General features: G+C 49.8%; 28 protein-coding genes, 1 tRNA gene and 1 riboswitch. Of the genes, 5 read left to right on the plus strand and 24 right to left on the minus strand.

Annotated features, from left to right (window positions below; translation table 11 throughout):
- Window positions 1–308: 308 nt before the first annotated feature.
- The 10 genes from AC1BI1_RS06875 to priA form a co-directional block, all read right to left on the minus strand.
- Complete coding sequence (locus AC1BI1_RS06875) at window positions 309–443, minus strand: cyclic lactone autoinducer peptide (protein ID WP_476716548.1); 135 nt, start codon at window positions 441–443, stop codon at window positions 309–311.
- Window positions 444–449: 6 nt separating this feature from the next.
- Complete coding sequence (locus AC1BI1_RS06880; protein ID WP_476716549.1) at window positions 450–1118, minus strand: accessory gene regulator ArgB-like protein; 669 nt, start codon at window positions 1116–1118, stop codon at window positions 450–452.
- 51 nt (window positions 1119–1169) lie between these two features.
- Entirely contained in the window at window positions 1170–2030 is an 861-nt protein-coding gene (locus AC1BI1_RS06885; RefSeq protein WP_476716550.1) for a sensor histidine kinase, read from the minus strand.
- A complete protein-coding gene (locus tag AC1BI1_RS06890; protein ID WP_476716551.1) occupies window positions 2023–2526 on the minus strand; it encodes a hypothetical protein in 504 nt (167 codons plus the stop codon). Before AC1BI1_RS06890 ends, AC1BI1_RS06885 begins: the two co-directional genes overlap by 8 nt.
- 28 nt (window positions 2527–2554) lie before the next feature.
- Window positions 2555–3922 (minus strand): 16S rRNA (cytosine(967)-C(5))-methyltransferase RsmB, encoded by a 1368-nt coding sequence (gene rsmB, locus AC1BI1_RS06895; protein ID WP_476716552.1) that lies wholly within the window; start codon window positions 3920–3922, stop codon window positions 2555–2557.
- Window positions 3912–4607 (minus strand): zinc metallopeptidase, encoded by a 696-nt coding sequence (locus tag AC1BI1_RS06900; protein ID WP_476716553.1) that lies wholly within the window; start codon window positions 4605–4607, stop codon window positions 3912–3914. The genes rsmB and AC1BI1_RS06900 overlap by 11 nt, the downstream gene beginning before the upstream one ends.
- An 84-nt stretch (window positions 4608–4691) precedes the next feature.
- A complete protein-coding gene (locus AC1BI1_RS06905; protein WP_476716554.1) occupies window positions 4692–5492 on the minus strand; it encodes a DUF116 domain-containing protein in 801 nt (266 codons plus the stop codon).
- Window positions 5483–6421: a methionyl-tRNA formyltransferase gene (gene fmt, locus AC1BI1_RS06910; RefSeq protein ID WP_476716555.1), complete on the minus strand. Its 939-nt coding sequence runs from the start codon at window positions 6419–6421 to the stop codon at window positions 5483–5485. Before fmt ends, AC1BI1_RS06905 begins: the two co-directional genes overlap by 10 nt.
- 4 nt (window positions 6422–6425) lie before the next feature.
- Window positions 6426–6893: a peptide deformylase gene (gene def, locus AC1BI1_RS06915; protein ID WP_476716556.1), complete on the minus strand. Its 468-nt coding sequence runs from the start codon at window positions 6891–6893 to the stop codon at window positions 6426–6428.
- Window positions 6894–6917: 24 nt separating this feature from the next.
- Window positions 6918–9146 carry a replication restart helicase PriA gene (priA, locus tag AC1BI1_RS06920; RefSeq protein ID WP_476716557.1) on the minus strand — a complete coding sequence of 743 codons (2229 nt, stop codon included), beginning with the start codon at window positions 9144–9146 and terminating at the stop codon, window positions 6918–6920.
- A gap of 93 nt (window positions 9147–9239) precedes the next feature.
- On the opposite strand from priA, the gene AC1BI1_RS06925 reads away from it, so the two are divergent.
- Window positions 9240–9314 (plus strand) — tRNA-Thr (locus AC1BI1_RS06925).
- Window positions 9315–9729: 415 nt separating this feature from the next.
- On the opposite strand, the gene AC1BI1_RS06930 is transcribed toward AC1BI1_RS06925, so the two are convergent.
- The 7 genes from AC1BI1_RS06930 to AC1BI1_RS06960 all read right to left on the minus strand — a co-directional run bounded on the left by AC1BI1_RS06930 (window position 9730) and on the right by AC1BI1_RS06960 (window position 16252).
- Entirely contained in the window at window positions 9730–11571 is a 1842-nt protein-coding gene (locus AC1BI1_RS06930; RefSeq protein WP_476716558.1) for a DUF342 domain-containing protein, read from the minus strand.
- Window positions 11572–11589: 18 nt separating this feature from the next.
- Window positions 11590–11901 carry an STAS domain-containing protein gene (locus tag AC1BI1_RS06935; protein WP_476716559.1) on the minus strand — a complete coding sequence of 104 codons (312 nt, stop codon included), beginning with the start codon at window positions 11899–11901 and terminating at the stop codon, window positions 11590–11592.
- Complete coding sequence (locus tag AC1BI1_RS06940) at window positions 11891–12616, minus strand: PP2C family protein-serine/threonine phosphatase (RefSeq protein WP_476716560.1); 726 nt, start codon at window positions 12614–12616, stop codon at window positions 11891–11893. Before AC1BI1_RS06940 ends, AC1BI1_RS06935 begins: the two co-directional genes overlap by 11 nt.
- Window positions 12591–12935, minus strand: a complete 345-nt coding sequence (locus tag AC1BI1_RS06945) for an STAS domain-containing protein (RefSeq protein WP_476716648.1) — start codon at window positions 12933–12935, stop codon at window positions 12591–12593. The genes AC1BI1_RS06940 and AC1BI1_RS06945 overlap by 26 nt, the downstream gene beginning before the upstream one ends.
- Before the next feature lie 24 nt (window positions 12936–12959).
- The gene (locus tag AC1BI1_RS06950; RefSeq protein WP_476716561.1) at window positions 12960–13865 is read right to left on the minus strand and encodes an ATP-binding protein; all 906 of its coding nucleotides are present in this window, start codon (window positions 13863–13865) and stop codon (window positions 12960–12962) included.
- A gap of 379 nt (window positions 13866–14244) precedes the next feature.
- A complete protein-coding gene (ltrA, locus tag AC1BI1_RS06955; RefSeq protein ID WP_476716562.1) occupies window positions 14245–15651 on the minus strand; it encodes a group II intron reverse transcriptase/maturase in 1407 nt (468 codons plus the stop codon).
- A gap of 439 nt (window positions 15652–16090) precedes the next feature.
- Window positions 16091–16252, minus strand: a complete 162-nt coding sequence (locus AC1BI1_RS06960; RefSeq protein ID WP_476716563.1) for a hypothetical protein — start codon at window positions 16250–16252, stop codon at window positions 16091–16093.
- A gap of 549 nt (window positions 16253–16801) precedes the next feature.
- Window positions 16802–16889: riboswitch (cyclic di-GMP riboswitch) on the minus strand.
- Between the two features lie 390 nt (window positions 16890–17279).
- Here AC1BI1_RS06960 and AC1BI1_RS06965 point away from each other — a divergent pair.
- The 4 genes from AC1BI1_RS06965 to AC1BI1_RS06980 are packed head-to-tail and all read left to right on the plus strand — an operon-like array spanning window position 17280 to window position 20226.
- Window positions 17280–17747: a hypothetical protein gene (locus tag AC1BI1_RS06965; protein WP_476716564.1), complete on the plus strand. Its 468-nt coding sequence runs from the start codon at window positions 17280–17282 to the stop codon at window positions 17745–17747.
- Between the two features lies 1 nt (window position 17748).
- Window positions 17749–18357, plus strand: a complete 609-nt coding sequence (locus tag AC1BI1_RS06970) for an accessory gene regulator ArgB-like protein (RefSeq protein WP_476716565.1) — start codon at window positions 17749–17751, stop codon at window positions 18355–18357.
- Window positions 18354–18485, plus strand: a complete 132-nt coding sequence (locus AC1BI1_RS06975; RefSeq protein WP_476716566.1) for a cyclic lactone autoinducer peptide — start codon at window positions 18354–18356, stop codon at window positions 18483–18485. Before AC1BI1_RS06970 ends, AC1BI1_RS06975 begins: the two co-directional genes overlap by 4 nt.
- A 58-nt stretch (window positions 18486–18543) precedes the next feature.
- Window positions 18544–20226, plus strand: coding sequence for a diguanylate cyclase (locus AC1BI1_RS06980; protein WP_476716567.1), 1683 nt, complete (start codon window positions 18544–18546; stop codon window positions 20224–20226).
- A gap of 147 nt (window positions 20227–20373) precedes the next feature.
- Here the strand turns inward: AC1BI1_RS06980 and AC1BI1_RS06985 are convergent, their stop codons facing one another.
- The 7 genes from AC1BI1_RS06985 to remA form a co-directional block, all read right to left on the minus strand.
- Window positions 20374–20613: a hypothetical protein gene (locus AC1BI1_RS06985; protein WP_476716568.1), complete on the minus strand. Its 240-nt coding sequence runs from the start codon at window positions 20611–20613 to the stop codon at window positions 20374–20376.
- Window positions 20614–20717: 104 nt separating this feature from the next.
- The gene (locus AC1BI1_RS06990) at window positions 20718–21380 is read right to left on the minus strand and encodes a LysE family transporter (protein WP_476716569.1); all 663 of its coding nucleotides are present in this window, start codon (window positions 21378–21380) and stop codon (window positions 20718–20720) included.
- Window positions 21381–21580: 200 nt separating this feature from the next.
- Window positions 21581–22768: a methionine adenosyltransferase gene (gene metK / locus AC1BI1_RS06995; RefSeq protein WP_476716570.1), complete on the minus strand. Its 1188-nt coding sequence runs from the start codon at window positions 22766–22768 to the stop codon at window positions 21581–21583.
- A 5-nt stretch (window positions 22769–22773) separates the two neighbouring features.
- Window positions 22774–24006, minus strand: coding sequence for a bifunctional phosphopantothenoylcysteine decarboxylase/phosphopantothenate--cysteine ligase CoaBC (coaBC, locus tag AC1BI1_RS07000; RefSeq protein ID WP_476716571.1), 1233 nt, complete (start codon window positions 24004–24006; stop codon window positions 22774–22776).
- Window positions 24003–24206 (minus strand): DNA-directed RNA polymerase subunit omega, encoded by a 204-nt coding sequence (gene rpoZ / locus AC1BI1_RS07005; RefSeq protein ID WP_476716572.1) that lies wholly within the window; start codon window positions 24204–24206, stop codon window positions 24003–24005. Before rpoZ ends, coaBC begins: the two co-directional genes overlap by 4 nt.
- Window positions 24207–24210: 4 nt before the next feature.
- A complete protein-coding gene (gene gmk, locus AC1BI1_RS07010; RefSeq protein ID WP_476716573.1) occupies window positions 24211–24822 on the minus strand; it encodes a guanylate kinase in 612 nt (203 codons plus the stop codon).
- Entirely contained in the window at window positions 24823–25095 is a 273-nt protein-coding gene (gene remA / locus AC1BI1_RS07015) for an extracellular matrix/biofilm regulator RemA (RefSeq protein ID WP_476716574.1), read from the minus strand.
- Window positions 25096–25109: the final 14 nt, after the last annotated feature.

Below are 25109 nucleotides of genomic sequence, written 5' to 3' on the forward strand. Positions count from 1 at the left end.
AGGAGTCCCTGGTCAGTTACATCAGTAACAGGGGTATCAAGCTGGAAAAGAGCAGTTAGGGATTAATGGGGTTATCTTACGAACTAGTTCCTTTAATTCCTCCAGTCCGAAACCGCAAAGCTCAATTCTATTACCCATTGATTCCACCCTGATAAATATTATATCAGGTCTGCCACTAGTATAGCTAAACCCATTCCATTATATACCAAGTAGGAATAACAATAGCAAAAAAGAAAAGGGGAATGTACTCCCCTTACTTATGTATTGCCCCTGGTTGTATATTTGCTTTGCCCATTTTTATAATTTTTTTACTTTCTAAGGCTCTTTGGTACCTCTGGTTGGTAAAATGTCAATGCACTACTAGGCAGTACACTGCTCTGAGCCACGAATACAGAGAGAACTATCACCCAGGAAGCCACTATGGCTGCAACCTTCCTCCACATAGTGTTTCACCTCCTTCCCTCCAGGGGCAATAACCGCTGCAATCCCTTATCCAACCAGGCCATCCAGCGGTAGCCGGCCGGGGTGATAGTAATGGTCTGCATGATTACTGCCAGCACCGACGCATAAAGCAAACTGACCTTTACTCTCCCGACGGCTATAAGCATGAAAATAAGCCAACCTCCGAGGAAAATAAAGGCCAAATTTCTTAACCAATAACGCCGGCGCAGGCTATAGATAGGGTTAGCCGCTGTATCCGCCGGCGCCCAGTGCCACACTACCGGCAAGCTGACCATCACGGCCATAATACTAAAAAAAATAACTTCTCCTCCCGGAAATACCCCTTGTAGCCAGTGCCCGCCCCAACCTACCAGGATAAGAAAGACTACCGAGCTCACTAGGCAACGATAGTATGCTGTACAATGGGCCCCGCCGGAGCCGAAACGGTACAGGGCTTGGGTCAAAAAAGCGGCCATCACTTCCGGAAATATTCCTAAAGCCCTAGCAACTCCGGCTATGGCCAAAACTTCGACTACTGCTCCCAAGGCTATTTCCAGTCCATAAGCCACTATTTCCTGGCGTTCGCTCCCCTTCCCTCCCTGGAAGGTATCTATTGGAGCTGCCCTGGATAGTATATAGCTGGCCATATTTTTAGCTATACTGTGTATACTGATCATATTCCTTAATTTCTACATTAATATAAGAAAATCCTTCTTCTTTTTCCAAATTTAGTTTATCTTTTTCCAGCGCGGAAAGGTAACCGTAAAAACTGTACCCTGACCGCTGCTTTGAATAATAATACGGCCATCATATTCAGTTACCAGGCTTTTGACAATAAATAATCCCTGGCCATGGCCCTCCTTGTCTTTTTTAGTCGTAAAACCGCGTTCAAAAATCTTCTCCCTCCAGGCCAGGGGTATAGCCGGCCCGGTATTGCCCACTTCAAAGACATAGTCCTCATCTTTTTCATAAATGCGCAGCCAAATTCGCTTTTCTCCCGCCGTCTCTTTGAAACTGGCTTCAATGGCGTTATCCAATAAATTGCCGAAGATCCGGGTTATGGCAGTGGCCGGCACTAAAAATTCCTTAAGGTCCGTATTTATCTCACACTGCCAGGTGATGCCCTTGCTCTCGACCAGGCCCATCTTGCTCTGAATCAAGGCCGCCAGGGCCGGCTGGTTGATATGTATAATGCGGGTAGGCTGGCTTATCTCGGCGCATAAAGATTCGACATACTCCTTGGCATCATTAACTAGTCCTAATTGCATAAAACCGAGTATCACCTGTAGGTGGCTGATAAAGTCATGGCGCTGGGCGCGCAAGTTTTCCAGGCTTTCTTTTAAATTTTCTATGTAAATCCGTTGATTATTAACTTCTATTTCTTTTTCCATATACTTAAAAAGCAGATACGTCAAAGCCAGGGAAGTAATGATTAACAAGGTGGAAATTATCTGTACAGCTGTATGAATATCTATGTTAAAGGTAGGAAAAGCTGAGGCATTGATAAAGCTTAAATTTAACAAAACTACCAGGCAGGCCTCTATTAAAATTAAAAGCAAGGCGGCAATAATAGATGATCTTTTAATCATATCTTTCTTCTTCCCCTTTGCCGCTGGCTTTTCTTACCGGAGCAAGCAGGGATAGTCGCCGGTGCCAGATGAGATAAGCTAAGACTGCCAGAACAATTTCATGGGGCAAAGGGAAAAGTATCCTTAGCCAGGTATCGCTTAAGACATCAGCTATGGTTAGGCCTGTAATCCGCAACATGAGCGGAATAAAAGTGCCTTCGACTAGGCCTAAAATTATTATACTTAAAAATCCAACAGCAATTGCCCGCCACCATTCTATTTTTTTTAAACTGATTTTCAATAACAAAGCCAATAACAAAATATAAAGTAAAGTATGTATACCAAATACGAAAGGAAGTTGTCTAATAAAAAAAGAAAGTATAGAAATAGTAACCCCAATAATTACCACATACCTAAAAGGTGGAAGAAATCCTAACAAACCTAATCCAAGGCTAACAAGAATAATAGCTTCCGGTATAGATTGAAACACCAGCGCTTGCCAGGGCATATGGTCCATAATTTGCTCCCTCCTCCGGTTTTCACGCTTACTCTTGTTGGCCCCGCCCTCTCCGACGTAGCCTGGCTACAAAAAACCCATCCGTGCCATGACGGTGGGGTAAAAACTGAACCTGTCCACTCCTGGCCTGCCTTTGGAGATCTGGAGGAAGATTGGGAAGATAACCCGAAAGATCTTCGTATTCCATAAAGGTGACTTCCTGCAAAAATTGCTTTAATACTTCGTGGTTTTCTTCCGGTGCCAGGGAACAAGTGCTATATACCAGAACTCCGCCTGGTTTTAGAGTAGATACACTTCCTTTTAAAATAGAAAGTTGTAGTTTTACCAGTTCTTTCAGCCGCTGCAAGTCTTGACGCCAGCGGGCATCAGGGCGCCGCCTCAGTACCCCGAGCCCAGTACAAGGAGCATCAATAAGGAGATAATCTGCCCTACCTGGATATCTGTTCCCCAACTGGGTGGCATCGGCCAGATCTGTTTTTACACAAGTAACACCGAGCCGTCGGCAGTTCTCCTCAATCAGCTGCAGCCTACCGGGATGAATATCCAAGGCCAAAATGTTACCTCTATTTTCCATCAGCTGGGCCAGGTGTGTTGTTTTGCCACCCGGAGCAGCACTGGCATCTATTACTGTACTTCCCGGGTCCGGGGCCACAGCATGGCCTACTAGTATAGAGGCTTCATCCTGGACATAAAACAACCCCCGCTGAAAAGCAGGGCTTTTTTCGACAGCGAACAAATCCTTCACTATTAAGCCTTCAGGGGCATAACGAGCGCGATAAGCTGTCACTCCTTCTTGGCTTAAGACTTCGATCAGGGAAGAAACATCTATTTTTAAAGTATTAACCCGAATAACTAAAGGAGGAGGTTCGTTATTGGCCTGGCAAAGCTTAATAGTTTCTTCCAAGCCAAATTGGTGTAACCATCTGGCCACTAACCAAGGAGGATGGTAATACCGTAAAGCAATATGATGGACAGGATCTTCTTCAAGCTTTGGATAAGGGAGTTGATCCCTTTGGAGCAATAGACGACGCAAAACAGCATTTACTAGAGCTACCGTTCCTTTATGACCGTACTTTTTAGCCAGTTCAACGGTTTCATAGATGGCAGCTCGGGCAGGGATGCGCGAAAGAAAAAGTAGCTGGGAGGCTCCCACCCTCAGTACGCACCGGATCCAGGGAGGGAGGTCTTCCAGCCTTCTTTTATTTAAGCATAGATTAAGGGCCCAATCGATGGTGTTCCATGCTTTTATGGCCATATAAGCGATTTCCGTAGCCAGGGCCCGTTCTCTGGGGTCCAGTTGCGTAGCCCCTAAAACTTCATTGGCAGCCAGGTTGGCAAAAGCCCCTTCTTCCTGTACCCGGTATAAAATGTGAAGGGCAGCTTCTCTACTCTTCACGACGCCCAAAAAACCCCGCTAGAAACATTAAGCGTACCAGATTAAGGATTGCTGTTAAAGCGGCTGCCACATAAGTTAGCGCGGCTGCATTTAATACCTGGCGTGCTCCTACCAGTTCCTGCCTGCTCAAGTATCCTCCACTTTCCAACAAAGCGATGGCCCGACGGCTGGCATTGAATTCCACAGGCAGAGTGATCAAAGTAAAAAGCACGACCAGTGTAAAAGCATATACACCCAGGCGGGCTAGAGAAGGTAAACCTAGAATAATACCAAACAATAACAGGGGAATGGCCAGGTTGGAACCAAAGGAAACTACAGGTACCAGGGCGGAACGCAATTGCAAAGGCAAATAGCCGGTCCGGTGTTGTAAGGCATGCCCGGCCTCATGGGCAGCCACCCCTAGAGAAGCCAGCGAGCTGCTCTGATAAACAGGTGGTGACAATCTTAAAACTCTCGCCCTCGGGTCATAATGGTCCGTAAGAAACCCCTGTACCATTTCTACCCGCACGTGGTGCAGGCCTGCGCGGTCCAGTAAATTACGGGCAACCTCCGCGCCACTTAAGCCGCTACGGGAGGCTACCCGTGAATATCGGTCAAAGGTCGACTGCACCTTAAATTGAGCATACAGCGATAAAAGAATAGCCGGTATGAGCAAAATGAAGGTAGGATCCCCAAAGTAAAACATAGTTAGCCCTCCTCAATGGTAAGTTTTGCGTACTCCTACCAGGAATTATATTATGCCACAAATCCTATGTAAATACTGAGCAAACTAAGCCTCCAGACTCGGATAGGTCCCGGTTAATTTCGCCGATAAATCCCCTTCTAGGCCCAGGAAAAAGCGAATCACTTCCTCTACCTGAAATAGATTAACTTGCGTGTTTAAGCACGGCCCGTGAGGCCTTAAATTAACTACACCTAGGACGGGTAAGGGTTGAGTATCTTGAATACCGCTTGTCAAATCCCTTTCACAGGCAATAGCCACCACAGCGCGAGGGCGATAAAATTTAACAAAGTGCCGCGCCATAGTGCCTCCGGTAGCTACAGCCAGGCGCACCCCGTACTTTTCCGCTAAACTATGCAAAGCATCAATAGAGCAACGCCCGCAACGCCGGCAATTGAAAACATCGATGGTAATTTTATAAGGGCAATCGCTGCGTTGCAGGCAATGAGGCGCCAGCAAAAGAATCTGCTCTGGTTTAACTTTAATTCCCCGCAAGCGCACTAGCTGGTTGTTTACTTCGATAAAAGAAGCCTTTATGGTATCGGCACTTATACCCATTCTTTTCCCCAGGCTTAAAGCCAGGGGAAACAATAAATTAGCTGCCAGGAGGCCCAAATGCTGTAAAAAGGGGACATGACGGTGCCGCCAGAGAATGAGTACTAATCCCCCGATCCCTACGGTTACGGTTACAAAAATTAAAGCTAAGGTAATGGCTCCCAAAGTCAACAAAAGATTATTCCAGGTGCCTGTCCGATGGGTTAAAATATACCAGCCTCCAAAAAAGCAGGAAAGCAAGAAGAACAGGCTCAAAACCAATAAACCTATAAATACCCGTTTTTTTATACGCATCCTAGCCGTTCACCCGCCCTAAGGGGATATCCTCTTAAATACTCTGCTGCCGTCATAAGCCGTTTACCTGGGGGCTGAACTTCTGTAACCAGTACCTGGCCTTCGCCCGCCTGGACTATAAATCCTTGCTGGGGCAGGATGGCTACTACTTCTCCTGGTAAAGCTTTCTCCCCTTTTTCAACAATACGGGCTCGGTAAATTTTTAAACGTTGACCCTCTCGCCAGGTATACGCCCCAGGTAAAGGATTCATCCCTCGTATGAGATTTACTATCCTCTCTGCCTTTTCTTGCCAATTTATCTCTTCTTCTTCGGGCCTTATTGGCGGAGCATAAGTGGCCCGGGCTTCCTCCTGGGGAACCCTTGGCGCCTGGCCCGCCTCAATTAAATCTGTGGTACGTACTAGTAAGTGTGCACCTAAGGCCGCCAATACATCGTGTAGCTCGCCTGCGGTCATTTCCGGTTGAATAGTCACCCGCTCTTGTAAGATGATATCGCCGGCATCCAATTTTTCCGCCATATACATGGTGGTAACTCCTGTTTCTTTTTCTCCGTTTATAATAGCTCGCTGAATAGGAGCAGCTCCCCGGTAACGGGGAAGTAATGAGGCATGGAGATTAATACACCCCAAGGGGGGCAAATTTAAAATGCTAGCAGGCAAAAGACGGCCAAAGGCCACCACCACTATCAGGTCAGCTTTCCAACTTGCCAGGGTCTTCAGAAACTCAGGTTCTTTAAGATCGGTAGGTTGTAAAACAGGCAAATTATGATTTAGAGCCAGTTCTTTTACTTTGGAAAACGCCACCTTCTGCCCCCTGCCCTTGGGGCGGTCAGGTTGGGTCACTACTCCCACTACCTCATGCTTACTTTCCAGTAAAGCCTTTAAAGACACAGCGGCGAACTCTGGCGTACCCATAAAAATTAGACGCAAGAAACTATTTCCCCCCTGCACTACCTTCTAACCAGCGGACGGCCTTATCTATAAAAAGAATACCATCCAGGTGGTCAATTTCATGCTGGAGGGCCCTGGCGAAAAGCCCTTCAGCTTTATATTCCCTCTCTTTCCCGTCACGATCCAGCCCTCTGACCACCACTCTGGCTGAGCGCGGCACTTCCCCTTGGACTCCGGGTATACTGAGGCACCCTTCTAGGCCGATTTCCGTACCCTCAGCTGCCACTATTTCGGGATTAATCAGTTCCACTAAACCGTCGCCGACATCTACCACAATAACTCGCTTGCCCACGCCGATCTGGGGAGCCGCCAGCCCAACCCCCGGCGCAGCATACATAGTTTCCGCCATATTGTCCAGCAATTTAAGCAAATTAGGTGTTATCTTTTTTACCGGCTGGGCCTTTTCCCTTAGTATCGGGTCTCCTAAAGTCACAATTTTATAAACCGCCACCCGTTCGTAAGCCTCCCTCTGCAATTACCAAATAGTTACAGGGCCTATTTCTTTTATCATCTTAATCCCTTTAGGGCATTGATATGTAGCTAAAGCTTCGGTCAACGCTTTCTTTAATTGGTCCCAGGCAGGGGCTTTTAAGGTTAACTGCCAACGGTATTCTTTTTTAATTTTAGATATTGCTGCCGGCGCCGGACCTAATATCTCCACTTCAGCCTTTGTTTCACCTAAGGCTTTAGCCAAAGCATGAGCTGCGCTTATTACTTCTCCCTCATATAAACCCATCAGTCCCAGCCGGGCCAGTTTTACAAAAGGGGGATAACGCAAAACACGGCGAGCAGCAATTTCTACTTGATAAAAACTTTTATAATCTTGGCGAGCAGCAAAAATAATAGCTGGATCTTGGGGGTTAAAAGTTTGAATTAATACCGTCCCTTCCCGGGATCTCCGTCCAGCTCGCCCAGCTACCTGCATTAAAAGTTGAAAGGTCCGTTCGCGAGCACGAAAATCAGGAAGGAATAAAGATAGATCGGCATTTACCACACCGACCAGGGTTACACCTTCAAAATCCATGCCCTTGGCAATAGTTTGGGTACCAATGAGTATATCCGCCTGGCCGCAGGCAAATTGGTGATAAATTTCTGCCCATCGCCTGGGGTTTCTGGTGCTATCACTATCAGCGCGCAAAATGCGCGCCTCTGGGAAAAGAGCGCGGACTTCAGCCTCCACCCTTTGAGTCCCTACCCCCAGCAAAGCTAAAGAACCTTGGCACTGGGGACAACTGCTTTGCCATATTTTCTCTAGTCCGCAATAATGGCAGCGCAATTTTCCATCCGCATGGTAGGTTAAACTTACTGCACATTGACTACAAGTAGGTACATAGCCGCAATAGCGGCATACCACATAGGGGGCATACCCGCGGCGGTTAAGAAAAAGCAAAACCTGTTCTCCCCGCGTTAGTGTTGCCTTTATTTCCCTTTGCAATTCCCTGCTTAAGTAGCCATGATGACCGCTTTGATGTTCCTCTCGCATATCGATTATTTTAACTTTAGGCAGGCTACCCCCTCCTACCCTTTGATTTAGCGTTAATAATTTTAGCTGCCCGCGGAAGGCCAGAAAATAAGCCTCCGTACTGGGAGTAGCACTGCCGAAAAGAACTACTGCCCCTTCCAGTTGTCCTCGCTTTATAGCCACCTCCCTGGCATCATAGCGAGGAGTTGCTTCATGCTTGTACGTCGGAGCATGTTCCTCATCTACAACAATCAGACCCAGCCGCGGAAAGGGAGCAAAAAGGGCGGAACGCGTACCCACAGCCACCATAGCCTGCCCCTGCCGTACTTTCTCCCAGTTAGCTGTTCGTTCCCCCGGGGCTAATTCACCATGAATAATAACCACTTGGTCCGCAAACACTCTCTGCAGGCGTTCGGCCATCTGGGGTATCAAGGCATGTTCAGGGACTAAAACAATAGCCCCTTTATCCCGGCGCAGGGCAGCAGCGATACTGCGGATGTAAATTTCTGTTTTGCCGCTTCCTGTTATCCCATGAAGTAAAAAATTGCCGCCGTCGTTTTCCAGAGCAGCCTCAATACTTTCTAGTGCTTGTTTTTGTTCCTCTGTTAAGATTATTTCCGTACCTTGCCTATTTTTTTCTCCTTCGATCTGTGCCGTAGCCCTTTTAACGACCGGAAAAACAAGGCGCTTTTTCTTATCCCCTAACCCTCGGTACCTCTTAGTAATAAAGCCCCGTTCCTCTAATTCGTGAAGGGCCGCTAGGATATCCTGTTGTGGCCAGCGCCTTCGCAGCTGCCGCTGGCTCACCTCGCCATGTTTAGCCAGATAGGCAGCAATTTCCCTCGCCAGAGGGCAAATAAAAGAGTCTGTGTTAGGCATTTCTTCCTTTCCCGCCAGCCAGCACCAGGAGTACCCTCGCCGTTTAAGCAAAGGCGGTAATATTAACGGTAAAACTTCCCCAGGATCGCATAAATAGTATTCGCTTATCCAGAATAATAATTTTACCAAAGAAGGTGGTAAAAACTCTCTGTCCAGTACCTCCAGCACAAACTTAAGATCCTTTACCGGGGTCTGTGGGGAAAAGCCTACTACTAATCCCTCTACTTCCCGCTTTCCCAGAGGTACCAAAACCCGGGAGCCCAGACCGATTTCTCCAACTAAATGTATCGGCACCTCGTACACTAAAGGTTTAGTAATACGCTGCAGGGCCGAGTTGATTAGTACGGTGGTTAACTTATCCATAGAGCCATTATAACAAATTGAGAAGCAAAAGTGAACTAACTACCCTTGACCTCCATAGCTGAGCAATGTTATAATGCCACTCGGAAAAAATATGCTGATGTAGCTCAGGGGTAGAGCAGCTCACTCGTAATGAGCAGGCCGTGGGTTCGAATCCCACCATCAGCTCCAGACAAGCAAAGAACGGCAAGGATTCCGGGGTGGAAGTCCTTGCCGTTTGGCTAAAGAAGTGGGTGGTTTCCATCCTTCTTTGCTGCGCTAGCCTGTTCTACGGTACTCTCCCGCACTTTTCCGGTGCCGCCAGGTTGTGCAGTTCCGCCGCGGCGGTCGCAACGCGGCTGATTAGAAGATCTATGATCAGCTGAATTCGCCCCCTGAGGACGGCGCTGTCGCCGACAGCACCATGAAGAGATCATCATCGACTTCTACCTGAGTGGATATTTCAGCCGGGACATTGCCTGGATCACCTGGTACGACCCCCGAGGCTGTGGACAGGTACTTCGACGATTTCGCGCGAATGAGTCATGATCTTGGTGTTTATATGGCCTGGTGCCGGAGCTAATTGCTTGGGTTTTTCGGCAGTTTCCTAGGCTGGAATTCCCTTGGACCTGAGGTTCCCTTCTTTATCCAACCAGAGGCGGATGCTTTTTTCCTCCCTATCAAACCGATAAACCTGGCCGCCCACCACTACAAAAGTGCCCTCAAAGGCATATCCTATGGTAACTACGGCTGCCGCGCCAGTCACCACCCTTGTGGTGGCCCCACCTCTGGAACCCAGCTCTCCCACATGCACATCCCCGCCAGCCTGTATCTCGCCACCGCGAAATACCCCGGATACAGTCACTTTCTTACCAGCCTGAATCCGAGAATTATAACAACCGCTGCCCACCACCCGGACATCGCCGGTAGTTATAATGGTAGAATTGAGGACACTTGACGCCACCACACTACTTTCTGCAGATAGCGGGGACGCAAAGGCCAGTTCCCATTCCTCGGCTTGTCGGGCCAACGTTTCAATCTCTTGAAGGTCACGCACGGCCAAAGGGGAACGAACCAGCGCTCGTTCAACTTCCCGGATAAACTCTTCTAGGCCTTCAACGGCCATTCCTGGGGGCATAGTTTCGACCTGCTTCTTGAAGGTTTTGGCGGCAGCAGGAAGATGGCGAAACTTCCCCTCCAACAGCAACATTACCAGGGGGCCGATACCGCCTTTAAGATCGCCTTGCTTGAAGGCCGGGTGACTGAGTAACTGCCGGATAGCCACGGTCATCTCTTGCAACCCGGCCGCCAAGGTATGAACCTGTGGTAACATTCGTAGAAAAGCAGGAGCTCCTCCTGCGATTACCACCGATGACAGGATATTCCCCCTGATCAGGATAGATCCTTTGGCTTGAACCCTTGCGCCGGAGACCAACCCTCCAACCCTAACATTTCCGTCCGCTTCTACTGCCATCCCTTCTGTCACATTTCCGGAAATCAGGATATCTCCTTTAAAAACAATGTTACCTGAAGCAAGGTCTACGTCGCCAGCATGTACGAACTCAGATAATACACTTACCTTCACCAAGTTACGCCAGCGGGAGGCTACAGGACGTCCAGCCCGGGCCGCTACGGCCCGCTCACCATCCCTAGTAAGCGCCGCTCCTTCTCCCGCAGAAAGAATAAAGTCCCGGGGCGCCGGCGGCACGATTACCTCACCCTTGACGCTGGTGCCAGGACGTCCTGGCTCAGGCGGGTGTTTGACAGCCAGGACTTCTCCCGGTTCCACTGAAACAAAAACATAGCGTTCCCGGAAATCCACCGTTTCGTCTTCCCCCGCCAGTACCGGCACCTTGGAATTAGAGGGAAAAAGCAATTCTACCCAGCCGTCCTTTCCTGGTTGTGCAGGAATACCTCGGGCTATAACTATCTCTTCTTCAGCACAGGATGTAACACCACGAAAGCATGCTTCCCAGTCTACGCCATAGTTAATCCCCTGCCGGGATAACTCCTGCAATAGTTCGTCCCATGTGAGTGGGGGAAGACGTTCTTCCCGCTCCACTACCGCCAATTGTAGTATTTTGGCAGGCGGCAGATCCGGCAGTTCCCGGTGAACTATCACCGTAGGGCGCGTTTGCAATATCGCTTGTAGACCATCAGAAGAAACGGTCACAGACCACTTCCCTTCTCTTCGTTCATCCACCGTTTCCACCTGCACCGTATCCTTCATGGATACAGGGGTGGGTCGAGTGCACTCCCGGCCGTTAACAATCAGTCTTACCCCGGGGCAAGGTACCACCACCGGGTAAGGTCCCTCCGGACGGTGCCGGACAACAAGGCGCCCCTGTTTCACAAAAGCATATGGACCCATCGCTTCTCCGTCCAGAAAAGTATTGTCCGCTGTACTCGCTGTTACTGCAGGGGAGCCCCGGGTAATCTCCTCTTTCATTTAGGGACTCACCTCCTGCTAAGCGTTGGGATTTGTCTTTAAGATTTCTAGCACTCGGAAAAACCCTATCACTTCCAGGTCTTCTCGAATATGATCGGGGATGCGAGCAATTCTCAGGGTTCGACCCTGCCTGTACAGGTGTCTGGCCTGGTTCAGGAGCATGCCCGCCCCGGAAGAGTCTATGAACCTAAGTCCCTGCAGATCTATCTCCACCACTTCCTCCGGCCGCCGCTGAATTTCTTGTTGTAACTGCTCTACGTTGCTGAAATCCAGCTCGCCTTCCACCTCCACGATGGCCACCCCTTTCTTTTGCCGGACTCTAATCTCCACCCATTTCACCTCCCTTTTCCGTCACCTTAGTAACAACCAGTGTCACGTCATCCTTTTGAGGAATACCGCGGGTAAATGTCTCCAGGTCAGATAAAATGTTTTGTTTCATCCTGTCTGCATCAGCGCCCTCCTGAAGGCGAACTATCTCCTTCAATCGTTCTAGCCCGTACCTTTGCTCGCCCGGACCACAGGCCTCCACGAGTCCATCAGTATACAGCACCACCGCATCTCCGGGGGCCAGAAAAAATTCCTCCACCCCTGACCCAAGGTAATCTTCCAACAGGCCCAAGGCGACTCCCCGGCACCGGGCCACTTTCACCTTGCCGTCAGATAGAAGGAGGGGAGGGTGGTGCCCTGCATTGACACAGGAGAGGCGTCCAGTTATCCCGTCGTAACACAACAGGCATAGGGTGGCAAAAGCCCCGTATTTCCGCAGTTCATACCCTCCCACCTTGTTCAATCGGCGCACCACCTCCAGAGGATGGGGATTGATCCTGATACATTCCCGGAGCATATGGCGGATTGTTTCCATCAGCCGGGCCGCCCGGAATCCTTTGCCCATTATATCTCCAATGACAGCAAACACGGTTCTCTCATCGCAGGCGATAAACTCAAAAAAATCTCCCCCAACCTGTCCGGCAGGCAGGCTACACCCCCTACCTTCCAACCCGTAAGCCTTTAGTACTTGCTCATTCCCTGTGACGACTTCTATCATCCTGCTCCTCCTTCTCTTCTCCGTCTAGAGCGGTGCTTTGCGCCAGTAGCCTGTCCAGCCCTACCAGCTGCATCACCTCCGCCACTTCAGGTTGCGGCCTCAAAATCAGCATCTGGCCCCCTCTTTGCCGCCAGTCGTTGCTAATGTCCAGCAAACTTTTCAAACCGGTGGAATCAACAAAAGAAACGCCTGACAGGTCAACCTCCACCGTGTGTTCCTTCACTTTCCCAACAACCTCTTGCAGTTGCGTTACCGTTTCCACGTCCAATTCACCGCTCAGCACTATCCGGCACACTTCCCGGAAAACGTAAACATCCACTTTTAGCAATAACATCACCCTCTTTCATTGCTCTTTGTCCGGTTTTAACCTGTCTGCAGGTACAATGCCAAAGTCCAAAGCCAGGGTGGTACCTGATGGCCCTGTATTAAGGTAGAGGTAGTCCGCATAGTAAAGCATCAGGGTAAATCCACACCCCAAGGAATTCTTGGTTGAATAATGTTGCATCAGCGTTGCCCTGGCCAATTCGCTGGTTTTGATTCCTGGACCCCGGTCCTGCACGATAATCCTAACGGTATCCCCTGACTGTCTGGCTTGCCACCAACCACCCCCCGCATGTTTAAGAGCGTTGGCCAGCGCCTCTGACAAGCACAGCTCAATCGCGTGCCGCCTGCGGTTGTCGAGACCAGGCAAAGCTTCCCGCATTACCTGGCGGGCTTCCGGAATGTCATGGGTCTGCCGGACCTCACCCTGGGCCAGTTCTGTTCCTTCTGAAACCACTTTCTCCATCTCTTCACTATTCACCAGGTACAATCGTCCCCCCGTTACCGCCGCTATAGCCTCCCGGTAAGCCTGCACCTCCTGCTGGTGCATCTTTCTCTCCTTTTCAATCACCTCGGTGATGTCAAAGGCCAGCAGTCCACCGCTCCTGTGGTCGAACGGCACGCAGTGAAGGTCAAACACCTTTTGCCCGTCAGCACTAACGATCACCTCGCGCTGGTGTTCGGCCTGGCGAATAGCCTGGCGCATCAGTTTTTCCGCTTCTTCCATGGGCAGATCCAGGTCGGCCTGGCCCGAAAGGTAGCGGAAGCGCCCCCCTTCATATTTCATCACCTTCCCCACCTTGAGAGCGTTAATTAATTCGGATTTCTCCACTTCAGCCAGCAGTTTTTCCCTCACCAGGTCCTGAAGGTGCTCTGGCAAGCGGCGGGAAATCTCCTGTACTAGCTCGCTGGCGCTTCCGGCCAGCAACTGGTATTCCTCCTTGCTAAGACGCGGGGCAGTCCCTTGCTTCCTGTGGACGCACAGGATCTCAAAAACATGGACGTTATTTTTCCCTTTGAACGGCAATCCGGCTACTTCGACCCACAAGCTTTCCTGTAGCCTGATTACATACCGGCCCGGAACTGGAGCTTCCGTTTCCAGCCCAAACTCCCTGGTATTTAACACCAGAATGAGAGCCGGATATTGCTTGCCATGCTCATCTTCCAGTAATACCCGGACAGGCGGCGAAGGGACCCGGCGAAGGGGGCTCGGCTGAATAAAGTAATGGCATTCCACATCGGGTAGGAGGGGGCGGCTAACCCCCGTCCCCCCATACCACCGTACGTACCGTTCGGTATACGGCGGTTCATAAGGCGCTACGAAGTTCTAAGTACCGCTCAACTAAGCTCGTCAGCCCTTGGTCTCTCCAATATTTAAGGCCAAGGGCCTTATTCACTTGGGGAGTGTTCGCTAGCCTCCAGTACCCTTTCCGGGACCCGCTTATAAGGCTCGCCCAGTCTTCTGGTATCCCTAGCGCTACTAAGTTGCGTCTCCTAGTCCGTGGTCTCCTCCATTGCCTAAGCAAACACATCCTGAGCCGCCGCCTTATCCACTCATCTAGGGCTTCCAGGGTGCTTCGCGTATCTATTAGCCGAAAGTACCCTATCCATCCCTTAAGATAAGTGTTCAAAAGCTCTATGCGCTGCTTAAGCTCTATACTCCAGTTCCGCCTCGTTATCTGCCGTATTCTATCTTTGAACCGCTTTATCGTCTTGGGCGCTAGCCTTATCCTCGGTTCCCGTTCCCAGGTGAAGGAGAAACCTAAAAATTTCCTCCTCCATGGCCGGTCTACCGCACTCTTCTCCATATTAACTTTGAGCTTTAGCCGCCCCTCTACATACCTTTTCACGCTCTCCATTACGCGAAGTCCTGCCCTTTGACTCTTTACGTATATGTTGCAGTCGTCCGCATAACGGACAAATTTGTGACCCCGCCTCTCTAGCTCCTTGTCCAGGTCGTCAAGGATTATGTTGGCTAAAAGTGGGCTTAACGGCCCTCCTTGCGGTGTCCCTTCTTCGGAGGTTATACAGATACCGTTCACCATGACCCCTGCCTTAAGGTATGCCCGAATAAGCTTCAGGACTCTCTTGTCCTTAACTTTCCGAGCTACCCTGGCCATGAGAATGTCATGGTTTACCCGGTCAAAGAATTTCTCTAAGTCCAGGTCCACCACATACCTGTACCCCTCTCGGATATACCCCTGGGCTTCTTTTACCGCCTGGTGGGCGTTTCTACCCGGCCTAAAGCCAAAACTATGTTCTGAGAAACCCGGGTCAAAGATCGGCGTTAACACTTGTAGAAGGGCCTGTTGGATCAGGCGGTCCAGCACCGTGGGTATCCCTAATAGCCTTACGCCTCCGTCGGGTTTCGGGATTTCGACCCTCCGTACCGGCTGCGGCCTATAGGTCCCCTTGAGCAACTCTTCCCTTATCCTCGGCCAGTGCTCCTTGAGGTATGGTCGAAGGGATTTTATCTCCATACCGTCTACACCAGCCGCTCCTTTGTTGCTCTCTACCCGGTGCAGGGCACGGAGCATGTTGCTCCGCTCTACCACCTTCTCCATCAGGTCGGTACCGCCTCCGCAGGGTGGCTCCCCTATTCGTGCCGGAGAAGGACTAGGCACTCCCACGGTCCCCCGCAGATTCACCGCTTCCTCCCGTGGGTAGCTCCCTCCCGGGATTTTCGGCTGTCGTTGCCCTTCTCTCGAACTCATATAGAGCCCCCTGTCCTTATGTTCGGTCCTTCCCCCTCTTTGACGCCTAAGAGGGGTACTATGACCTCTGCTGACTCCTGCCAGTTCAGCCGCACCTTTCAGTGCGGGTTACCAGGTTACCTGGCGTACTTGGCAGGTCTCCCCGGGTAAGAGCGTTGACTTTCCCTCCATCCACCCGCCGCATATACTCTCAGCAGCCTTCGGTAGCAAGGATTTCGCTTTGTTTCGCAAGCTCATCCAACTGCTGCTAGCCTCCTATGCGGTTCCTGTTCGTCGGGCCGGAGGTTTGCCGCCGGCTTCCTTCAGACCCCACCTCACGATGGGCGCCCTTGCCTTAAGCTAACGACTACTGCTACCTTCGTCGTTCGGGACTTCCACCCTATAGCCAACGCCCATGCCGGGCACACACAATAACGATCCGGTTCTTTCTTTGCGCATTCTAAACACCGTCGCATTTTTCCACCTCCCTTCTGCCTGTCAGCCGCTCCCGGCCGCGTATCCTTTCAATCACCACAATATTACCAGCAAACGGTCCAGCCATGGCTCTGGGCGTATACCAGCGGATGATCGAACGTGACGTATGAAACCGCCAATTGTACAAGCCGTTGCTTTTTTCCACCTCTATCTGCCTTCCCAGCCTGACCGGGGCGAGATAGGTAAAAGTGCCTATTTTCAAGCCGAGATTAGCAACGTTAGCGCTCTAGAAGAATAATGTCGGCCAGGCCTCTTCCCCTTACTCCACACGGAATCCTTTGCGCCTATTTCTATGGGCAAGGTAGAACGGTTCTTCCAGACCGTGCGTATGCGTTTTTTAAGCAACCTGGGACTGGACAAGGTTAAATGCCTGGAGGAGTTAAACCTGCTCTTCTAACAGTGGCCGGAGGAAGATTACCAGAGCAAACTCCACAGTTCCGTGGGTATTAACCGCTGGACTACTCCATGTCCTAGGCCGACCGGGTGAATATGTTTCTAGACCCGGCGCTGTTAAACGAACATTCCCTTTTGCGGGTGACCCTGGAAGTGAATCATGGTGCTACCTTTTCTCTGGAACTGCCTTTAAACGCTAAAATAAAACACCAGGCGGCAGATACGGATACCGCCTGGTGTGGTTATCCTGGATACCAGCTTGTGTGGCATATTTTGGTACCCCACCGGCAGCCCGGCTGCCATAGCCCTCCACTAGCCTTAGGCCCGCGGCTTTGCGTCCCCGCCTTTCGACGGGTTTGCCATTGACGGCAGAGGTAAAGATTAAAGTCTTACTATACCTCACTGTGTTACTTCTATCTACTGTTTTTAGCATAACATGCTCTGGGGCACAAATCAAGAGAGCTTTCCTTCCGGTCCGTGTCAAGATTTAGTAGGTCTGGCTACAGCCGGGCGATGTTGGCTCTGGCTCCAATCTTCGATGAAAAACGGGCCATAGACCACCTAATTAACAAGGCGGTTATTGAAAAAACGGCCCGGGGAGTTACGTTTTCGTAGAGCCGATGTTCCAACGATACATTTTACAGGAATTTAGTTAAGGCTGGGCCGCGCAAGGTTTTCGGCGGGCATATAATCTCAGCTGCTAGATTCAATGAAGGAAAATAACGGTATATGTCGAATAAATCATTTCAGGTGAAGAGAAGATGAAAATCCCGTTTGTAGTTTGGCTGTTGCAGGGGTTGCCTGAGGCTATCGGCATAGCAGCCCTTATGTACTCCGTTGCCGGTCTTGGTTTCCCGTGGCGTTCCATCTTGCCTGTTGGTGTTCTTTTTGGAGTAACCTTTTACCTGATACGTTGGCTTCCTATATCTTTTGGCATTCATACCTTATTGAACTTTTTATTTACTATAGTTGTTTTTAGAAAAGCTACCTCCTGCAGTTTAGCCCTAGCCATAAGAAGCGGATTGGCAGCATTAGCCACTGTGGTCATAGCGGAAACTGTGTTCCTCCCGCTCTTTGTTTGGGCTTCAGGGCTAAACCTTGAGGAGATTTACGGAAATATCTGGCTGAGGGCGCTGTCGGGCTGGCCTAATGTGCTACTGCTCTTTCTGGTGGCAACATTGGCTACCAAAATCCATAATAAGCGGCTTAAAAGGGAGCCAGGCGTTTAAGATGAGTATCAATAAAGCGGCCCACAGCTTGGCCAGGTATTTGATTATGGAACTAAAAACCACAAAGGCGCCGGAAGAAGTCCTAGCGTATGGTTTAGAGCTGATTTTCCTGGGAATCATCGGGTTACTAGCTGTAGCCCTCGGGGGTTACCTGGTGGGGGCTCCAGCCGAGACCTTGGCAGCTCTAATTTCGGCTAGCTTATTGAGGCTTCCCGGTGGAGGGATACATCTAAGTTCACCGGTTAAGTGTTTATCTTTTACCGCGGTAATCTTCAGTATTATGGGGTTTCTAAGCCGCGGGATAACGGGATACTCGCTTGCTAAGCCCTACATAGCGTTTGCGGTCCTTTTGAGTGGCCTGTTAAGTTTAGCTGCAAGCTGCTGGCAGGCCCCTGTAACGAGTCCTAGCAAGCCGATAAATTCACCTGTCTTACGGCGCAGGTTACACAGAACCGCGGTGGGAGTTTCTGTAGCAGTTCCCCTCATTTTGTTTTTTATTAGTGGACGGTGGCCCTCCCTGGCCCTGGCCGGGGCTGTAGGCCTGGCCTGGCAGGGCGCCATAATTTTTCTTGCCAGTGTCCTTTACAATAAGGAGGTGAGATGGGAATGAGGCGTTTAACAGTGCTACTACTGGCGGCAGTTGCCTTTGCGGCCACCTTTTTGGCCTACATAAATGCGGCCTCAGCGTGTTACTTTATGGCCTATGAGCCTGAAACCCCGGAAGTGCTGAGAAATTAATCCAAGTGAGTAGAGAGGTGGGATCACCTCTCTATAAAATTTCTAGGGAAGGTTTATTATGAACTGGAAGGAAGAACGTAGCAAGCAACTCGCAGAATATATACTGTTCTTTCACCTGTGCGCCTTGACTGTTACGGCTATAGCTATAATTAGTACTCTAGGGCTGGCTTTTACTTTTGATACAATATATCACCACTGGCCAATATTTGGAATAACTTTAGCTACTTTTGCTTTAAGTGGAATGCTATATTTTGCCAAAGATAATTTAACCGTATTCGCTTCTAGCGAATCCCCAAATATTTTTAGTTTGATATTCAGTTTTATCCTTTTAATTTTTACCGCAATTATCGTGTTCATTTTAGATCTAAAGGGAAGCTCCTTTAAAGTGCTTTACTTCATACCAGTGATATATGCAGCTATAAATCACGGGCGGAAATGGGGTATCATATTTTCCTGTTTGTGCCTTGTCCCCATATTAATTATTGACTCATTATATGCTTTTTCTACAGGGATTAATAAAACTTTTGAAGCCGACTTAATCCTTAGTCTAATTATGTTTATCGCGGCCTGGCTTATCGGGGGTTTTATCGATATAGAAAGGGAAACTATAAAGAAACTAGCAGAATTGGCTAATAAAGACGACCTTACAGGACTATGGAATAAACGTTATTTTTACCATGCCTTAGAGGATCTGTTTGCCTGGGCTACAAAGGAAAATGCCAACCTTTCTCTGATTTTTGCCGACGTCGACTACTTTAAAACGTACAATGATGCTTTAGGGCACCTTCAAGGGGACGAGGCTTTAAAGAAAATCGGCGAGATAATATCCCGGGGAACTCCTCCCAGGGCTGTAGCTGTGCGTTATGGTGGAGAAGAGTTTGCTATAATTTTACCCGGATACTCCAGCCAACAGGCGCTGGCTGTGGCTGAACAAATACGTAAGGAAGTGGAAAATTATCCTTTCTTTGGCAAAGAATATCAGCCTACCCAAAAGGTTACTTTATCCCTCGGCATCGCTACTTACCCTGTTCACGCCAACACGCCTAAGGAGCTTATTAGCCGTGCCGATGATGCGCTTTTCCGTGCCAAGCTAGGTCGTAAAAACAGAACAGAAATTTATTTTTCTGTACTCGACGAGCTATGTAGTTCACGTACCAGCACCGATGAAGACCTGCTCCATACTCTAAAAACCCTTCTGAGTGTGATTCACGCCAAGGATCGGTATACACGTGGGCATTCAGAACGGGTTACAAAGTACGCGGTCATTGTCGGGGAGTATTTAAGTTTGTCCCCAGAAGACATGCAAACTATAAAGCTCAGCGCCTTTCTCCATGATATAGGTAAGATAGAGATAGAGCGAGACCTTTTAAACAAGCCAGCTCCTTTAAACGAGGAAGAGCGTTCTATTTTCAAACAGCACCCCATATGGGGAGCCGAAATAGTTCGTTGTGTACCGCTCTTAGCCAAATGTGCCCCTATAATTATCGCTCACCATGAGAATTTTGATGGTTCGGGCTACCCCTTCAAGCGGAAAGGTGGGGCCATACCTCTTGGCGCTAGGATTTTGCGAGTGGTCGATAGCTTTGATGCTATGATAACGGACAGACCGTATCGCCGAGCCCTAACTATTAACGAGGCTTTAGAAGAACTGAGGCGAGGAGCTGGCACCTTATATGATCCAGAAGTTGTAGCAGCCTTTTTTAATGTTTCTAAACAAATTATTTACCTGGCAGCGGTTTAGGACTTTTAGGTCGCTGTGTTGAGAAGCGTAGTCCAATAAGCAACGAAGAGGTGCTTGTAATTTTAGAAAAAATAAGGATGAAAGGGAATCTGGCAGGTTAGTTCAGGAGGCTCGCGGCAGACTTCCGGAAGGATATAAAAGCACCTTCTAACCCAGGGAGCGCAGCAGTGTTCTATAATATTCTCTGTTCGAACATATTTTCTCAATAGCCTTTTTAACAGCTGCGACATCATAGCCCAAGTATTCTGCTAAATCTTCAAACCACGCTGAGTCAAAAAACGTCTTGGCGCTATGCCAGTACGGCGAACTTTCATCTTTATAAATCAGATCGAGCAGTGCCCGATAGATAATGCTCGCAGCTAAGTGCCTGACCATTGCGGGGTCCAAAATCACTATGACCACCTCATATTAACTATAACATAAGCGGTGGCACACTTGCAATTTTTATGGACCTCCCAGATGAGTATCCTCGCCGGGGAAATTAATGGATTCTATCCCCGTAAACCCCAGAAAATAAAAGATCCACCCAGAAAAATTAGAAACAGACCGCAGGCCAAAAGTATACCCCGATAAATCGTGGGAGTTACAAGGTGTCGCCCCCCGGCTATAGCAGCTGCCACCAAGCTGTACCAGGCTAAATCCGATAAGATATGTCCGCTAAAAAAACTTACAAGTCCCGGTATTCCCAGTCTTAAAGACAAGACTATGTAACCCAGTCCTACCGTGGCCCACCATAACGTCCAGTAAGGGTTAGAAAGGCTGACCAAAATGCCAGCCAAGACAGGATGCATACTTTTTGGAGGCGAGGAATTAACCGATTCCAAAGGAGTGGCCTGTTGGGGATTTACGTTCAGATTTACCCTATGATGCCACGCATCACGGACTATACCCCAACCCATATAGCTTAGAAACAGGCCGCCTACCACGGCAATGACCTTGCCTACTACGGAAATAGTGAGGAAGGACCCCAGCCCCAGGGCCAGGGCGATAACCAGCGCCCCTTCTAAAATACCATGGCCCAGCACGAGCAAAGGGCCGGCTACAAAGCCCCGCCGGGCGCTCTCCCCAACGGTCACTGTTAAAAGGGGCCCGGGCATCATGGCCCCGGACAATCCCACCGCAAAGGCCGTAGCAAAAATAGTTGCTAGTTCCAAGTAAAAACCCTCCCCCTGGTAACATTTCCCGATGGGAAACATGAAGGCCACGAAAGCCTCTTCCGCTTTTCCCATTCATACTACGGCCTTCGTGGCCAACTCCGGCAAGAGTACAATCGTAAAGGATAGTAGCCTCCAGCTAAAATAGAGACCTGCTCCACCAATCTGGATACGCTCTGCCGGCCGGGTAATCCCTCTCCCTACAGTCCAGCAGCGGCGCGCAGTTCCTCTACTTTATCCAAGCGCTCCCAGGGCAGATCTAAATCCGAACGGCCAAAGTGGCCGTAAACCGAAACGGGGCGGTAGATAGGCCGGCGTAAGCCTAAATCGCGGATGATAGCGCCCGGCCTTAAGTCGAAGTGGGCCTTGATCAGCTCTACCAGGCGCTCTTCGGGCAGGATTCCCGTACCGAAGGTATCAACACTTATGGAAACCGGGCGGGCTACACCGATGGCATAGGCAATCTGTACCTCGCAGCGTTCGGCCAGTCCCGCAGCTACAATATTCTTGGCTACATAGCGGGCTGCATAGGCTCCGGAACGGTCTACTTTGGTAGCATCTTTACCGGATAAGGCCCCCCCACCATGCCGGGCCATGCCCCCGTAAGTATCGACTATAATTTTCCTGCCGGTAAGGCCTGTATCGCTCTGGGGTCCCCCGATGACAAACCGCCCGGTAGGATTGATAAAGTACCTCGTCTTATTATCCAGCATTTCTTCGGGAATAACCTTACGAATGACTTCCTGTAGAATGCCTTCACGCAAGTCCGCGAGATCGATGTCCGGACGGTGCTGGGCCGAAATAACTACGGTATCCACCCGGATGGGCTTGTCCCCCTCATATTCTACAGTCACCTGGGACTTGCCGTCCGGGCGTAAATAAGGTAAAATACGTTCTTTACGTACCTCTGCCAGCCTTCTGGTAAGTTTGTGGGCCAGAGAAATGGGCAGGGGCATAAACTCCGGGGTCTCTTTGGTAGCATACCCAAACATCATCCCCTGGTCCCCCGCTCCCAGGGTAGCCACCTCATCGTCCTCCAGGCCTTCCCGCTTTTCCCAAGCCTGGTTAACTCCCATGGCTATATCCGGAGACTGTTCATCAATGGAGGTAACGACTGCGCAGGTATCACAGTCGAAACCAAATTTAGCCCTCGTATATCCTATATCGCGCACCGTCTCCCTGACGACGCGAGGAATATCTACATAACAATCGGTAGTAATCTGGCCAGCCACTAAAACCAGACCTGTACTTACGAGCACCTCACAAGCTACTCTAGCCATAGGATCTTTCTCTAAAATAGCATCTAAAATGGCATCCGAAATGCGATCGGCCATTTTATCGGGGTGCCCCTCGGTTACTGATTCAGAAGTAAAAAACTTGCGCGCCACATTTTTCACTCCTTCCCCTGATTTTCGCCCATGCTTTTGAAACGCGGCAATTTTTTTATGGCATCGAGGATACGATGCGCGACTTCCAGTTTAGATAAGCGGGGTAGTTCTTCTGCCTGTCCACCGGGATAAAGTAAAGTGACAATATTAGTATCGCTGCCAAAACCGGCTCCTTCCTGGGTGACATCATTTACAACTATTAAATCTAAATTCTTCGCCCTGCATTTGGCAGCGCCGTGAAGTACAGCATCCTCAGTCTCAGCAGCGAAGCCGACCAAAATCTGATGTTGTTTTGTCTTTCCCAGCTCCGCCAGGATATCCACAGTCGGCTCCAGGGTTATACTCAGCTGAGCTTGCCCGCCTTTCTTGATCTTTTCTTTTTCTGTCCGCGCCGGCCTAAAATCAGCCACAGCTGCCGCCTTGATAACTACATCAACTTGGGGGAAGAGGGCTTTCACCCTTTCCCCCATTTCGGCTGCCGTCTCTACCCGGAGGACTTCTACGCCAAAGGGAGGTTCTAACCCTGTGGCTGCGCTCACCAGAGTAACCTGAGCCCCCCTCTCCCAGGCAGCTTGCGCCAGAGCATATCCCATTTTGCCGGAGCTGCGGTTGCTCAAATAGCGCACCGGATCTAAGGGCTCGCGAGTGCCGCCAGCCGTTACTAAAACCTTCTGGCCCTCAAAATCCTGGGGAAATAGAGCTTTGCGGATACTGGCCATTATCTTGTCCAGAGAAGCCAACCGGCCTTTCCCCTCAACACCGCAGGCTAACAGACCTTCCTCTGGCTCAATAATTATCCACCCTCTTTTTTTAAGTAAGGCCAGGTTCTCCTGGACCACAGCCTTATTGTACATGTTTACATTCATAGCCGGCGCTATTAAGGAGGGGCAGGTTACTGCCAGGGCCGTGGTACTGAGCAGGTCGTCGGCTATACCTGCGGCCAACTTGGCAATTATATTAGCGGTACCCGGTGCTATCAATAATAAATCCGCGCCAGCAGCGACTTCAATATGTGCCAGTGCGCTCTCTTCGGTGCCGGCAAACATATCAGTTAGAGCCGGGTGACCGGACAAAGTGCTTAAAGTAAGAGGGGTAATGAATTCCTGCGCCGCCCGGGTCATAATTACCTGGACTTGAGCTCCCTCTTTAACCATCAAACGGCATAGATCAGCCGCTTTATAAGCAGCTATTCCCCCACAAACTCCTAAAATAATCTTTTTCCCCTGGAGCACCTTCATGGTTTCTTTTTGCTCCATTCCATCTTAAGTTTACCGGCTGCAATTTCCTGCAGGGCTACGGTCACCGGTTTTGTCCCCCGGGGATAAAGGTTTTCCAGTTGCGCCTGAGCAAGCATGCGGGCTCGCTTAGCAGCTAAAACGGCCAGAGCATATTTACTATCTATATGTCGCAGCAGTTCATCGAGGGATGGGCGATTCATATTGTCAGCCCTCCTTACGCCAGAATAGCTCTCGCCAGCTTGCTTGAAACCTCTTGGTTCGGCATTTTTCCGCAGTGATAATAGCCTGTAATTTAGCTACAGCTTCGTCTAGCTGATCGTTGACTACTACGTAATCATAAAGTTCCAGTTGTTGTAGCTCTTTCTCCACCCATCCAAGCCGGGCAGCTATAGCTGCCGGTGTCTCCGTACCGCGTTTTTTTATCCTGTCCTCCAGTTCTTCAAATGTGGGAGGTATAATAAAGATAAAGACACCCTCAGGGTAATGCTTTTTTACCTGGGCTGCCCCTTGGGTATCGATTTCTAAAATAATATCCTGGCCCCGCGCCAGAGCTTCCTCCACCGGCCGCCGTGGTGTGCCGTAAAGGTTGCCGTAAACCTCCGCCCATTCTAAAAAGGCTCCCTCTGCCAGGAGGGCGAGGAACTGTTCTCGATCCAGAAAAAAATAATTCTCACCGTCTTTTTCTCCCGGCCGGGGCGGGCGGGTAGTAGCTGATATAGAATAACCTATATGAGGCATCCTTTCACGCAGGGTACGGCAAACAGTCCCCTTTCCTGCGCCCGAAGGCCCAGAAATGACCAATAAAAGTCCGCTCATCTAGTCCAAGGGCTCCTCCACAGAGCTCGCTGACTCCCGGGAGGAAAGGCGGTGGGCCACGGTCTCCGGTTGTACGGCAGAAAGAATAATATGATCGCTATCGGTAATGATCACCGCACGGGTACGCCGGCCGTAGGTGGCGTCTATAAGCATCCCCCGGTCTCTGGCCTCCTGAATAATACGCTTAATGGGGGCAGATTCTGGACTAACAATGGCCACTATACGCCGCGCCGAAACAATGTTACCAAAACCAATATTAATCAGTTTATCCATAAAGCCTCCTCCCA

It is taken from the genome of Thermanaeromonas sp. DSM 22490, assembly GCF_056378755.1.

What these genes read in the sequence shown, in the direction of transcription:
- priA (WP_476716557.1), bottom strand. Translation starts at nt 9,146, where the DNA reads ATGGATAAGTTAACCACCGTACTAATCAACTCGGCCCTGCAGCGTATT.
- AC1BI1_RS06880 (WP_476716549.1), bottom strand. Translation starts at nt 1,118, where the DNA reads ATGATCAGTATACACAGTATAGCTAAAAATATGGCCAGCTATATACTA.
- AC1BI1_RS06940 (WP_476716560.1), bottom strand. Translation starts at nt 12,616, where the DNA reads ATGATAGAAGTCGTCACAGGGAATGAGCAAGTACTAAAGGCTTACGGG.
- AC1BI1_RS06905 (WP_476716554.1), bottom strand. Translation starts at nt 5,492, where the DNA reads ATGCGTATAAAAAAACGGGTATTTATAGGTTTATTGGTTTTGAGCCTG.
- rpoZ (WP_476716572.1), bottom strand. Translation starts at nt 24,206, where the DNA reads ATGAATCGCCCATCCCTCGATGAACTGCTGCGACATATAGATAGTAAA.
- AC1BI1_RS06890 (WP_476716551.1), bottom strand. Translation starts at nt 2,526, where the DNA reads ATGGACCATATGCCCTGGCAAGCGCTGGTGTTTCAATCTATACCGGAA.
- remA (WP_476716574.1), bottom strand. Translation starts at nt 25,095, where the DNA reads ATGGATAAACTGATTAATATTGGTTTTGGTAACATTGTTTCGGCGCGG.
- AC1BI1_RS06885 (WP_476716550.1), bottom strand. Translation starts at nt 2,030, where the DNA reads ATGATTAAAAGATCATCTATTATTGCCGCCTTGCTTTTAATTTTAATA.
- AC1BI1_RS06970 (WP_476716565.1), top strand. Translation starts at nt 17,749, where the DNA reads ATGAGTATCAATAAAGCGGCCCACAGCTTGGCCAGGTATTTGATTATG.
- ltrA (WP_476716562.1), bottom strand. Translation starts at nt 15,651, where the DNA reads ATGAGTTCGAGAGAAGGGCAACGACAGCCGAAAATCCCGGGAGGGAGC.
- AC1BI1_RS06975 (WP_476716566.1), top strand. Translation starts at nt 18,354, where the DNA reads ATGAGGCGTTTAACAGTGCTACTACTGGCGGCAGTTGCCTTTGCGGCC.
- gmk (WP_476716573.1), bottom strand. Translation starts at nt 24,822, where the DNA reads ATGAGCGGACTTTTATTGGTCATTTCTGGGCCTTCGGGCGCAGGAAAG.
- AC1BI1_RS06930 (WP_476716558.1), bottom strand. Translation starts at nt 11,571, where the DNA reads ATGAAAGAGGAGATTACCCGGGGCTCCCCTGCAGTAACAGCGAGTACA.
- coaBC (WP_476716571.1), bottom strand. Translation starts at nt 24,006, where the DNA reads ATGAAGGTGCTCCAGGGGAAAAAGATTATTTTAGGAGTTTGTGGGGGA.
- AC1BI1_RS06900 (WP_476716553.1), bottom strand. Translation starts at nt 4,607, where the DNA reads ATGTTTTACTTTGGGGATCCTACCTTCATTTTGCTCATACCGGCTATT.
- AC1BI1_RS06875 (WP_476716548.1), bottom strand. Translation starts at nt 443, where the DNA reads ATGTGGAGGAAGGTTGCAGCCATAGTGGCTTCCTGGGTGATAGTTCTC.
- AC1BI1_RS06980 (WP_476716567.1), top strand. Translation starts at nt 18,544, where the DNA reads ATGAACTGGAAGGAAGAACGTAGCAAGCAACTCGCAGAATATATACTG.
- AC1BI1_RS06965 (WP_476716564.1), top strand. Translation starts at nt 17,280, where the DNA reads ATGAAAATCCCGTTTGTAGTTTGGCTGTTGCAGGGGTTGCCTGAGGCT.